The organism is Pseudoxanthomonas koreensis (assembly GCF_041890415.1).
Taxonomy (GTDB): Bacteria; Pseudomonadota; Gammaproteobacteria; order Xanthomonadales; family Xanthomonadaceae; genus Pseudoxanthomonas; species Pseudoxanthomonas koreensis_A.
The window spans coordinates 2,747,640-2,760,090 of sequence record NZ_CP169056.1; the positions used below are offsets into that span (position 1 = coordinate 2,747,640).

The window sequence follows — 12,451 nt, forward strand, 5'->3', positions numbered from 1 at the left end:
AGATACCTCTCCAGATTGTGTTGCGTCACCAGTTCCACATCGCGCCGTCTTCCAGGCGCGCGATGGGCAACTGCTTTGGTGCGTAAGGGAAGCTGGCCGCCAGCTTCTCGTCGATGTCCACGCCGATCCCCGGCGTGTCGCCCACGTGCAGGCGTCCTGCCCGGAGTTCGTAATCGTGCGGGAACACCGCGTCGGTCTCGTCGGTGTGGAACATGTACTCCTGGATGCCGAAGTTGGGCACCCAGGTGTCGAAGTGCAGCGCCGCGCCCATGGTCACCGGCGACAGGTCGGTGGCGCCGTGGAAGCCGGTGCGCACCTGGTACATGGCGGCGAAATCCGCCAGCCGGCGCACGTGGGTGATGCCGCCGGCATGGACGATGGTGGCACGGATGTAGTCGATCAGCTGGTTCTCGATCAGGTGCTTGCAGTCCCACACCGAGTTGAACACCTCGCCCACCGCCAGCGCGGTGACCGAGTGCTTGCGGATCAGCTCGAACGAGGCCTGGTTCTCGGCCGGGGTGGCGTCTTCCAGCCAGAACAGCCGGTACGGCTCCAGCGACCGGGCCAGGCGCGCGGCCTCGATCGGGGTCAGACGGTGGTGCACGTCGTGCAGCAGTTCCACCTCGCTGCCGTGGTCGGCGCGCAGGCGCTCGAACAGCTTGGGCACCACGTCCAGATAGCGCGGCGTGTTCCAGGTCGTCTCCAGCGGCAGTTCGCTCTCGGCCGGCTCGTAGCCCTTGGCGTTGGAGATGCCGTAGGCCTTCTTCACGCCCGGCACGCCGCACTGCGCGCGCACCGCCAGGAACCCCTGCTCGATGAAACCGCCCACCGCATCGGTGGCCTCCTCGATGTCGCGGCCATTGGCATGGCCGTATACCAGCGCACCCTCGCGCGAGCGGCCACCCAGCAACTGGTACACGGGCAGCCCGGCCATCTTGCCGAGGATGTCCCACAGCGCCACGTCCACTGCGGCGATCGCACTCATCGTCACCGGACCACGGCGCCAGTACGCGCCGCGATACAGGAACTGCCAGATGTCCTCGATGCGGCCAGCGTCGCGGCCGATCAGGTTCGGCACCACGTGGTCCTGCAGGTAGGACGCGACCGCCAGCTCGCGGCCGTTGAGGGTGGCGTCGCCCAGGCCGTACACGCCCGAGGCGGTGGTGATCTTCAGGGTGACGAAGTTGCGCCCCGGGCAGGTGACGATGACCTTCGCATCGACGATGCGGCGGTCGCCATGGGAGCCCTGCGGGGAAGTCTGGGTAGCGTCGGTGTTCATCGGGCGTGGTCGTCTTCGGCCATGGGGGAAAGGGGGATCTCGAACGGTCCGGCCGGCATGCCCGGGCCGCTGTCGTTGCGATCGAACAAGGTGCACACGGGGCTGTCGGCCCAGCAATAGCGCACCCGGGTTGCCTCGTGCGCGTGCGAAGTGCGCAGGGTGACGCGGTTGTGCCACAGCTCGGCGCGCGCGAACCGGCACGAACCAGGCGCGTCGGTACACAGTTCGAAACCCAGCGGAGCGTCGGCACCGTAGGCCACCAGGGTGCCCTCGACGTCGCCGAACGCCACCACCACCGCGTCGCCGTTGCGGCTGGCGCCGGTCGGCACCGGGCCGGACGGCGCGATCGCCTCGCCGTACACCACGTGGCGCGCCACACGGGCCAGGCGCCGGCCCAGCTCCTGCTTGTTGGTCGGGTGGATGTCGTAGCGGTCGCCGATGTCGATGGCCACCACCAGCCCGGTGCGCGCATCCTCGGCGGCCACCGCGCGCTGCACCTCGCGCAGATCGGCCCAGCCGCTTTCCACCGGCGCGCTGTTGGGCATGCCGAAGCCGGCCAGCTGGACCACCAGCAGCGGCAGGTCGGGGCTGAAGCGCGCGCGCCAGTCGTCGCGCAGCGCGCGCAGCAGATCGGCGTACTCGTCCGGCTCGCCGGTGTTGGACTCGCCCTGGTACCACAGCGCGCCGCGCAATCCGTAATGGCCCAGCGGCGCGATCATGCCGTTGTACAGCGTGGACAGCCCCGCGGCGCTCTGCCACGGCGCGCGCGGCGGGTTGCCGGCTTCGCGCGGCACGATCCGGTATTCCCAGCCCTGCGCCAGCGGCACGCGGGTGCCGTCAGCCAGCACCAGTGCGTGCAGGGTGGCCGGACCGGCCAGGCCGCCATCGCGGTAGGTGTCGAGCACGTTGACCACGACTTCGTTGCCCCCTTCGCGCAGCAACCCGGCGGGCAACGTGTACTCGCGGCCGCTGCCTGCGCCATAGGTGCTGCCCACGCCTTGGCCGTTCACCCAGGTCATGTCGATCTCGTCGGCCGGGCCCAGCGCCAGCACCGCATCCTGCGCGGCCTGGGCGGCGGTCAGCTCAACCGTTGTGCGGTACCAGACCATGCCGTTGAACTCGGCAAGCTCGGGCACGCCCCAGCGCTCCCACGCGCCCAGCGCCGCCGGTGCCTGGCGCCAGTTGCCTGCGGCCTGGGTGGCGGCATCCCACGGTGCGTCACCGGCGCTCACCCCCGGGCGTCCACTCCACCAGTCCTGCCACAGCCGGCCCCACTGCGCGACCGCAGCGGCCGGATCGACCGCGAAGCGCTCCAGCACGTCCAGTTCGCCGTCCAGGCGGCCCAGGGTGCGCAGCGTCGGCGCTCCGATCCACGGCTCGATCCGCGAGCCGCCCCATGCCGCGTTGACCAGGCCCATGGGTACGTCCACGGTCTTCTGCAGTTCGCGCGCGTAGAAATAACAGGCCGCCGAGAAGTCGCGCACCGATTCCGAATCGACCGGCCGCCACTGCACCGGACGCGAGAACGTCGCCTGCGCGCTGACTTCCGACACCTGCGGCACGGTGAGCAGGCGGATGCGGTCGTTGCCGGCACTGGCAATCTCGGCACGCGCGTCCAGCGAACGCCACACCTGCAGCTCCATGTTCGACTGGCCCGAGCACAGCCACACGTCGCCGACCAGAAGGTCCGACACGGTCTGCTGCGCCTTGCCGGCGCTGGCAACCAGGGTGTGCGGGCCACCGGCCTCCAACGCAGGCAGCGCCGCCTGCCAGCGACCATCGGCCCCGGCACGGGCGCTGGCGCTGCGACCGGCCAGTTCGATCCGCACCGTCTCGCCCGGCGGCGCCAGGCCCCACACGCGCAACGGCTGGTCGCGCTGGAGGACGGCATGGTCCTGGAACATGGTGTGCAGCAGCGGCGCCGGTGCCTGCTGCGCCAATGCCGGAAGCCAAGGCGCGGCGACCAGCACGGCCGCCGCCAGGCAGCGGGTGAAGCGGCCGACGGCCGGGTGCGATGCGTGGGTCATTTTCCATCCCCTGGTGCGAACGGGAACTGCAGCGACTTGTAATACTCCAGGCTGTGCGGCGGCGCAGCCTGGCCGGCCGGCAACGGCCGCTTTGCGAACGTCTGGAAGTAGGCGATGCTGGCGTCGCGCCACCACTGCGCTTCCTTCTCCTGGATGCCCAGGAACACCGCAACCTGGTGGTGGCGGGCGGGATCGATCCTGCCTTCCAGCCCGGCCCAGGTGGCGCGCATGCCGCGCACCTCGTCCACGCCGCGGCCGTAGCGCAGCACCAGCTCGTCCCACAGCGTATTGCCCGAGGCCATGCGGTGGTCCCAGGGCACGTGGTGGAACCACAGCAGGAACTCTTCCGGCACGGTCTCCAGGTTGCCGAACTGCGCAGCCACCGGCGGCGCGTACTGCGCCACGGCATTGCTGCCGCCGGCGCTGCGGTCGAAGCCGATGCCGCGCGCGTCGGCGCGGTGGTAGTACACCGAGGTCCAGTCCGCGCGCGGGCCGCCCTCCACCCACGGGCCGGGCCCGTAATGATGGCCGCGGCCCATCAGGTGATGCAGGCCCAGCGGGGTCATGTAGTCCACCACCGCCTCGCGCGAGCCCATCATCATCCCGACCACCGGCTCGACCACTGCCGGGTCGGTGGAGAAGGTCATGCGTACCCAGTCGCGGGCGATGTCGGCCGAGCCTGCATACGGATCCCACGCCATGCGGCCGTAGGCGTACCAGTTGGCCTGGTCGAAGTGCGAGCCGCTCCAGTTGCGGTCCACGCCGATGTTGGCCACGCCGGCCATGCCGGTGAGCGCATGCCCGTCGAGCGACCCGTCGACCACCTTGGCCACGGTCGAGCCCGGGCCGCGGGCGTGGGTGTCGGCACGCAGCACTTCCTCGTACATCGGCGCCAGGTACGCCAGGTGGGTGGCGAAGCCCAGGTACTCCTTGGTGATCTGGAACTCCATCATCAACGGGGTCCCGGGCATGGCGCCGAACAGCGGGTGGAACGGCTCGCGCGGCTGGAAGTCGATCGCGCCGTTCTTGACCTGCACCAGCACGTTGGGCTCGAACGCCCCGTCATGCGGCACGAACTCGGTGTACGCCTGCTTGTGCCGGTCGTCCGGCTCCTCGTGCGAGTACACGAAGGCGCGCCACATCACGATGCCGCCATGCGGGGCAAACGCCTGGGCCATCATGTTGGCGCCATCGGCGTGGCTGCGGCCGTAGTCCTGGGGGCCCGGCTGCCCTTCCGAATTGGCCTTGATCAGGAACCCGCCGAAATCGGGGATGGTGCGGTAGATCTCGTCGACCTTGTCCTTCCACCAGCGGCGCACGGCCGGGTCCAGCGGATCGGCGGTGGGCAGGCCGCCGATCTCGATCGGCGCACTGAAGCGCGCGCTCAGGTACACCTTGATGCCATACGGCCGGAACACCGAGGCCAGCGCCGCGGTCTTGTCCAGGTACATCGGTGTCAATGCCAGTGCGCTTGTATTGACGTTGTTGAGCACCGTGCCATTGATGCCGATGGAGGCATTGGCGCGCGCATAGTCGGTGTAGCGCGGGTCCAGCCAGTCCGGCAGCCGGTGCCAGTCCCAGATCGACTCACCCGCATAGCCGCGCTCGACGTACCGGTCCAGGTTGTCCCAGTGGTTGAGCACGCGCACCTTCACCTTCGGTGCCTGGGTGACATCCAGCGCCGCCAGTGGCTGCCCGGTCTGGGCCAGGCGCAGGAAGTGGAACACCCCGTACAGCACGCCGATGTCGGAATTGGCGGCGATCACGGTCGCGGCACGGCCGCCGATGCGCACGCTGCGCACCAGGTAGCCTTCTTCGCCGATGCCGGCCAGGTCCAGGTCCAGCGCGGCCACCAGCGGCGAGGACGCCGGCGTGCCCAGCACCACCACGCCATCGCGGGGCACGCCATCGACTGCGGCCGGGCGCCTGCCCGACAATCCTTCCAGGCCACGCCGCAGTTCGTCACGGGCCACCACCTGGGTGGGCGTGGCGGCAGGCGCGGCCACCGCAGCGCTCACCGCACGCAGCGGGGCCACCTGTTGCACCGGGAGATAGCGCAGCCACAGCGCGTAACCGTCCTCATCCGGGAGCGCGCGCGCCTGGGCCGCACCAGGCAGGGCCAGCAGCAGGCCCAGCAGCAGCGCCAGCAGGGCCAGGCACACTGGAATCGGGCGCCGGGCGCGAGGGGGGGTGCGTTCGCCGCACCTGGATGTTATCGATATCATGATTGCCTAGGGTATGCCTTGCCCGGTGCCGCCTTCCGGGGGGATCACGCGCGGCTGGTAAGGCCGGAGTCCATTCATCACGGTCATGCGACCGCGTCTGGCCAATCGGAGTAACCAATCTTGGGGACCACCACGAAGTCGGCGCGGCGGAAGAGTCGTGCGGTCACGATCCACGAGGTCGCGGCAGTGGCCGGGGTCTCGCCGATGACGGTCTCGCGCGTGATCAACGGCAACACCAACGTGCGCGAGAGTACCCGCCAACAGGTCATGCGTGCGGTAGAGGCGCTCGACTACACGCCCAACCTGGCCGCCCGCTCGCTGGCCGCGGCCCAGGGCACCCGGATCGCGCTGATCTACACCAACCCGTCCGGCGCCTACCTCAGTGAACTGCTGGTGGGCGCGCTGCGTGCAGCCGCCCGCACCGCCGCGCAGCTGGTGGTGCACAGCTGGGATGGTTACAGCGCCGAGGCCGAGCGCAGTGCCGCCCGCGTGCTGGCGCGCAGCGTGGCCGGCGTGCTGCTGCCGCCGCCGCTGAGCGAATCGCGCGGGGTGATCTCGGAGCTGGTCAAGGCGGGGGTGCCGGTGGTGGCGCTGGCCTCGGCCCACGTGGCACCGGACGTGTCCCACGTGCGCATCGACGACTTCCGCGCAAGCAAGGAAATGACCGCGCACCTGATCGCGCGCGGCCATACCCGGATCGGCTTCATCAAGGGCCCCCCCAACCAGACCGCCAGCGCGCGCCGCTACGACGGCTTCCGCGCAGCCCTGGTGGAAGCCGGCATCGCACTGGACGACAGCCTCGTGCAGCAGGGCCACTTCACCTACCTGTCCGGCCTGGCCGCCGCCGAAAAGCTGCTCGCGCGCAGGAAACGCCCGACGGCCATCTTCGCCAGCAACGACGACATGGCCGCGGCCGTGGTCTCGGTGGCGCACCGCAACGGGCTGGAAGTGCCGCGCGACCTGTCGGTGGTCGGCTGCGATGACACCTCGGCCGCCACGACCGTGTGGCCCGAGCTGACCACCATCCGCCAGCCGATCGCCAGCATGTCCAACACGGCCATGGACATCCTGCTGCGCAGCATCCACACCGAACAGCACGAGGTGGTCGACCACGTGGTCGACCACCAGCTCGTGATGCGCGATTCGGTTGCACCGCCCGCGCGCCCGCCGGGCTGAGCCGGGGAGCGCGCCGCGCGCCAGGGCCACGTCAGCCCTCCATCTGTTCCAGCTCGCGGCCCTTCGTCTCGCGGACGAAGCGCAGCACGAAGAACACCGACAGGAACGCCGCCGTCGCGTACAGGCCGTAGGCGGCCGCCAGGCCGATCCCGGCCAGCAGCATCGGGAAGGTCCAGGTGATGATGAAGTTCGCCACCCATTGCGCCAGGCCCGCCACCGCCAGGCCCGAACCGCGGATCTGGTTGGGGAACATCTCGCCCAGCATCACCCACATGATCGGACCCCACGAGGCGTTGAAGAACACCACGTAGATGTTGGCCGCCACCAGCGCCACCAGGCCCATTTGCCCGGGCAGCTGCAGCTTGCCGGCGTCATCCAGGGTGCCGGTGGCAAAGGCCGCGGCCACCACCGCAAGGCTGATCGCCATGCCGGCCGAGCCCACCCACAGCAGCGGCTTGCGCCCGACCCGGTCGACCAGGACGATGGTGACCAGGCAGGCGCCGATGCTCAGCGCGCCGGACAGCACGTTGATCAGCAGTGCGTCGCCCTCGGAGAAGCCGACCGCCTGCCACAGCACCGCGCCGTAGTAGAACACCACGTTGATGCCGACCAGTTGCTGGAACGTGGCCAGGCCCACGCCCACCCACACGATCGGGCGGACCTTGCCGGTGACCTTGCTGATCAGGTCCGACAGCCGCGGACGGTGCTGGTCGGTTGCCAGCGACCCCAGGATCTCGGACAGCTTGCGCTGGCCTTCACCGGCGCCGTACAGGCGTGCCAGCACCTTGCCGGCGCGCTCCTGGAACCCACGCGCCACCAGGTAGCGCGGGCTTTCCGGAATGAAGAACAGTGCAAACAGGAACAGGAACGCCGGCGCCAGCTCGGCCCAGAACATCCAGCGCCATGCTGCGTAATCCAGCCACAGCACCGCGGTGGAGGCACCGGCATGGCCGGCCAGCCACCAGTTGCTCAGGAACGAGAAGAACAGGCCGGAGATGATCGCGATCTGCTGCACCGTGGCCAGCCGGCCGCGGTAGCGCGCCGGGGCCACTTCAGCGATGTAGGCCGGCGACATCACGCTGGCCGCGCCAACCGCGAAACCACCCAGCACGCGGTAGATCACGAATTCGGCCGAGGAGGTGGCAATGCCCGATCCCCATGCCGAGACGATGAAGAACACCGCTGCCCACAGCAGCATCGTGCGGCGGCCGTAACGGTCGGCCAGGGTGCCGGCGAACCACGCGCCGATCGCGCAGCCCAGCAGCATGGATGCCACGTTGAAACCGGTGACCGCGGCGTCGGACTTGAACGCGGCGGTGATGCCGTCGACCGTGCCGTTGATCACGCCGCTGTCGTAACCGAACAGGAAGCCGCCGATGGTGGCGACCAGGCTGATCAGGATGATGAAGTGCGTGTTTTCATTGCCGGACGCGGGTGCCGCGCCAGCCACATTCTGTTGAACCGCCATCGGGGCCCCTCCCTCGAGAATCCACACGCCCGCCGCGGTGAGGCGGCGGGCGCGGTGCGGTCACCGGGGCGCATGCCCCGGCGATGTCTTGTATCAGCGCAGCAGGTACTGGTTGAGCAGGTTCTCGTAGCGCTCCTGCTTGCCGCTGATCTGCTGCGGCTCGCCCAGCTTGGGTGCCAGCGCGGCCAGGTCGGCCAGGCCCAGCTTGCCGGCGGCAAAATCCGCACCGGCGCCGCTGTCGAAGCTGGCGTAACGCTGCTTGCGCCAGGTTTCCCACGGCGAATCGTTGAGCAGGCCGTAGGCCACTTCCAGGCCACGGGCAAACGCGTCCATGCCGCCGATGTGGGCGATGAACAGGTCCTCCATGTCGGTGGATTCGCGGCGCGGCTTGGCGTCGAAGTTCAGGCCGCCCACCAGGCCGCCCTGGCGCAGCACCACCAGCATCGCGCCCACGGTGTCGTACAGGTCGGTCGGGAACTGGTCGGTGTCCCAGCCGTTCTGCGCGTTGCCGCGGTTGGCGTCGATGCTGCCCAGCAGGCCGTGGTCGGACGCCACCTGCAGGTCGTGCTCGAAGGTGTGGCCGGACAGGGTGGCGTGGTTGGCCTCGATGTTCAGCGAGAAGTCCTTCTCCAGGCCATGCTCCTTGAGGAAGCCGGCCACGGTGGCGCTGTCGAAGTCGTACTGGTGCTTCATCGGCTCCATCGGCTTGGGCTCGATGAAGAACTGGCCCTTGAAGCCGATGCTGCGGCCGTAGTCGCGGGCCGAGGTCAGGAAGCGGGCGAAATTGGCCAGCTCGCGCTTCATGTCGGTGTTGTGCAGGGTGGCGTAGCCTTCGCGGCCGCCCCAGAACACGTAGTGCTCGCCGCCCAGTTCGACCACCGCGTCGAGCACGGCCTTGACCTGCACCGCGGCGCGGGCAACGACGTTGAAGTCGGGGTTGGTGCCGGCGCCGTTCATGTAGCGCGGGTGCGAGAACAGGTTGGCGGTGCCCCACAGCAGCTTGACGCCGGTCGCCTGCTGGCGCTCCTTGGCCAGGCCGACCAGGTGCTTGAGGTTCTTCTCGTACTGGCCGATGTCCTCGGCGTCCGGAGCCATGTCCACGTCATGGAAGCAGTAGTACGGCACGTCGAGCTTGGTGAAGAACTCGAACGCGGCGTCGACCTTGGCTTCGGCGCTGGCCATCGCGCTGTCCTTTTCCCACGGGAAGCGGCGCGTGCCCGGGCCGAACGGGTCGGCGCCGGCGTTGCAGAAGGTGTGCCAGTAGCAGACCGCGAAGCGCAGGTGCTCGCGCATGGTCTTGCCGCCGATGACCTTGTTGGCGTCGTAGTGCTTGAACGCCAGCTGGTTGTCAGAACCGATGCCCTCGAAGGGGATCGAGCCGATGCCCGGGAAATACTCCTTGGCGCCGATGAATGCCTTGGTGCTCATGTGCGGATTCCGTCAGTGAAGTGGTGAGTCGGGAGGCGATGCGGTCAGGCAGCGTACAACGGCCGGATCGCGTCGAGGTGGGAAAGGAAACGCTGGTACTGCGCCGCGTAGGCGGCAGTCGCCTCGGCGTTGGGGTGTGCGGACAGGCGCGGGTCCAGGCGCACGTGCGCGGCGGCCAGGGCGGCCAGGTCGGTGCCCGGGTCGTTGGCACGCTGGTCGGCCCACAGTGCCTGCAGGGCGGCACCGAAGGCGGCGCCCTCGGCCTGTTCGGGCACGTCGACCGGCAGCCCGAACACATCGGCCACCATCTGCCGCCACACCGCGCTGTGGCTGCCGCCGCCGGTCAGGCGGATGGCCTCGAAACGCATGCCCGCGTCGACGAAGGCGTCGTAGCCGTTCTTCAGGCTGTATACCGCGCCTTCCATCGCCGCCCGGTACAGGTTGGCCGGGGTGAGGTTGGTGGCGGTCATGCCGAACAGGCTGCCCTTGCCGTTGGGCAGGTCCGGGGTGCGCTCGCCATTTAGGAACGGCAGCATCAGCAGGCCGCCGGCGCCGGGCCGGGTCCCGGCCAGCAGGGCGTCGCCCTCCTTGGTCGAGAAGCTGCACAGCTTGGCGACGGCTTCGGTGGCCACGGTGCAGTTCATGGTGCAGATCAGCGGCAGCCAGCCGCCGGTGGAATCGCAGAACGCGGCCCAGCGGCCCTGCGCGTCGACCATGGGCCGGTCCGAATACGCGAACAGGGTGCCGGAGGTGCCCAGGCTCATGCTCAGCACGCCCGGCGAGACGTTGCCGGTGCCGATGGCCGCCATCATGTTGTCGCCACCACCTGCCGAGACGCGCACCTCGCTGGACAGGCCCAGCTCGGCGGCGATGGCCGGGGCGATCGCGAACATGGTGTCGGCGTCCACCAGTGGCGGCAGGCACGGACGCAGGTCGCGGTCCTTGTCGGTGGCGGCGATCATCTGGTCGGACCAGCGACGGTTGCGCACGTCCAGCCAGCCGGTGCCGGAGGCGTCGCCGTGTTCCATCCACTTCTCGCCGGTGAGCCAGAAGTTCACGTAATCGTGCGGCAGCAGGATGGTGGCCAGTTGCGCATACACCTGCGAGCGATGGCGCCGGGTCCAGGGCAGCTTGGAGGCGGTGTAGCCCACCAGGATCGGGTTGCCGGCCACCTCGATGCTGCGCTGCGCGCCGCCGACCGCATCCATGATCTGTCCGCACTCGGCCGAGGTGCTGGTGTCGCACCACAGCTTGGCCGGCGCCAGCACGTTGCCGGCGCGGTCCAGCGGCACGAAGCCGTGCTGCTGGCCGGACACGCCGATGGCGCGGATCCTCGCCCGCACGCCCGGGTCCAGCGCGGCAAAGCTGGCGCGGATGGCCTCGATCCACCATTCGGCGCGCTGCTCGCGGCTGCCGTCGTCGCCGGCGGCAAGATCCAGCGGATGGCCGGTCGTGGCCACCACCTGGCGGGTATCGGGGTCGTAGGCGACCAGCTTGACGCTCTGGGTGCCCACGTCCAGGCCGGCGTACAGGCTCATGCGCCGCACTCCTCACGGCCGCATGCGGCGAAGGAACGGTTGGCAGACACGGTCATATGGATTCCCCTTGCGCGAAATGCTTGTGGACAAGTTTTCGGCCCGCCGGCTTGCTGCGCCGCAACAAACCCTTCAGCCACAACGACTTCCGACCAGGGTTCACTCCCGGGCCGGGAAAAGTTAGCGGTACCATACGGCTTTTCTAGCACGTAAGTCCCCCGGATGCATGTTGCGTAGCGCCATGCCTGCCAGCCCCGGACCCCGGGCGCGCGCGGCCGGCCTGCCGGACCGATCCGGACCCCGAAGCTTACCCATCCGCAGCCCGCGTCGCGAATGCACCGCGCAAGGCAGGCCGCTCGGCGGCGCACGGATGCGGGAAGTCGCGCCCGTGCGAGCCGCTACACTGGCGCACCTCCATCATTCCGGTCCACGCATGCGTCTTACCGCCTCCCGTGCCCCCCTGCCGGCCCGTGCTGCCGCCCCGAGCCGGCGTGCAAGCGCAGCGCGCGTCCGGGTGATTGCGTGCGGCGTACGGGAGTCGACGCCGTGAGCCGGCCGCCGCTGCAACTGACCGACACCGAGCGGCTGATCTTTGCCCTGGACGTGCCCGACCGGGCGCAGGCGCTGGCCTGGATCGACCGCCTGGGCCAGACCGTGCAGTTCTACAAGATCGGCATGGAACTGCTGGCCTCGGGCGAATACTTCCAGGTGCTGGACGCGCTGGCCGCACGCGGCAAGAAGGTGTTCGTGGACCTGAAGTTCTTCGATATCCCCGCCACCGTGGCCGGCGTGGTCGCCGGGCTGGGGCGCTGGCCGGTGAGCTACTGCACCATCCACGGCTGGCACCCGGCGATGATGCAGGCCGCCGCCGCGGCCAATGGCGGCGACATGCGCCTGCTTGCGGTCACCGTGCTCACCTCGATGGACGGCAGCGACCTGCGCTCGATGGGCATCGACGCCGACCCGGAGCGGATCGTGGTCGAACGTGCGCTGGCCGCCCAGGCGGCCGGCGTGGACGGCGTGATCGCATCCGGGCTGGAGGCCGGCCCGATCCGGCGGGCCACCGGTGCCGGCTTCTCCATCGTGTGCCCGGGCATCCGTCCCGCAGGCCCGGTCGGCGACGACCAGAAACGCAGCGTCGGCGTGGCCCGCGCGCTGGCCGATGGCGCCGACGCCCTGGTGATTGGCCGGCCGATCCGCAATGCCCCCGACCCGGCGGCGGCGGCGGCGGCGATCCAGGCCGAAATTGCACTGGCTATGTCTGAAAAATCAAAGGCTTGATGGCTGCAACCTCATGTGTTGCCTAAAGTTCT

The 12,451-nt window shown here is 69.5% G+C and carries 8 protein-coding genes; 2 read left to right on the top strand and 6 right to left on the bottom strand.

The features are described from left to right. Window positions 1-25: 25 nt before the first annotated feature. The 3 genes from manD to ACEJ41_RS12505 are packed head-to-tail and all read right to left on the bottom strand — an operon-like array spanning window position 26 to window position 5,531. Complete coding sequence (gene manD, locus ACEJ41_RS12495) at window positions 26-1,279, bottom strand: D-mannonate dehydratase ManD (RefSeq protein WP_374012584.1); 1,254 nt, start codon at window positions 1,277-1,279, stop codon at window positions 26-28. Beyond that, window positions 1,276-3,306 carry a sialate O-acetylesterase gene (locus ACEJ41_RS12500; protein WP_374012585.1) on the bottom strand — a complete coding sequence of 677 codons (2,031 nt, stop codon included), beginning with the start codon at window positions 3,304-3,306 and terminating at the stop codon, window positions 1,276-1,278. The genes manD and ACEJ41_RS12500 overlap by 4 nt, the downstream gene beginning before the upstream one ends. Continuing rightward, a complete protein-coding gene (locus tag ACEJ41_RS12505; RefSeq protein ID WP_374012586.1) occupies window positions 3,303-5,531 on the bottom strand; it encodes an alpha-glucuronidase family glycosyl hydrolase in 2,229 nt (742 codons plus the stop codon). The genes ACEJ41_RS12500 and ACEJ41_RS12505 overlap by 4 nt, the downstream gene beginning before the upstream one ends. A 120-nt stretch (window positions 5,532-5,651) precedes the next feature. On the opposite strand from ACEJ41_RS12505, the gene ACEJ41_RS12510 reads away from it, so the two are divergent. Further along, window positions 5,652-6,707, top strand: coding sequence for a LacI family DNA-binding transcriptional regulator (locus tag ACEJ41_RS12510; protein WP_374012587.1), 1,056 nt, complete (start codon window positions 5,652-5,654; stop codon window positions 6,705-6,707). Window positions 6,708-6,738: 31 nt separating this feature from the next. On the opposite strand, the gene ACEJ41_RS12515 is transcribed toward ACEJ41_RS12510, so the two are convergent. From ACEJ41_RS12515 to xylB, 3 genes are all read right to left on the bottom strand, one after another. Beyond that, window positions 6,739-8,175, bottom strand: a complete 1,437-nt coding sequence (locus ACEJ41_RS12515) for a sugar porter family MFS transporter (RefSeq protein WP_374012588.1) — start codon at window positions 8,173-8,175, stop codon at window positions 6,739-6,741. A gap of 93 nt (window positions 8,176-8,268) precedes the next feature. Next, complete coding sequence (gene xylA, locus ACEJ41_RS12520) at window positions 8,269-9,603, bottom strand: xylose isomerase (RefSeq protein ID WP_374012589.1); 1,335 nt, start codon at window positions 9,601-9,603, stop codon at window positions 8,269-8,271. A 44-nt stretch (window positions 9,604-9,647) separates the two neighbouring features. Then, window positions 9,648-11,141: a xylulokinase gene (xylB, locus tag ACEJ41_RS12525; RefSeq protein ID WP_374012590.1), complete on the bottom strand. Its 1,494-nt coding sequence runs from the start codon at window positions 11,139-11,141 to the stop codon at window positions 9,648-9,650. 543 nt (window positions 11,142-11,684) lie between these two features. Here xylB and pyrF point away from each other — a divergent pair. Beyond that, window positions 11,685-12,419: an orotidine-5'-phosphate decarboxylase gene (pyrF, locus tag ACEJ41_RS12530; protein WP_374012591.1), complete on the top strand. Its 735-nt coding sequence runs from the start codon at window positions 11,685-11,687 to the stop codon at window positions 12,417-12,419. Window positions 12,420-12,451: the final 32 nt, after the last annotated feature.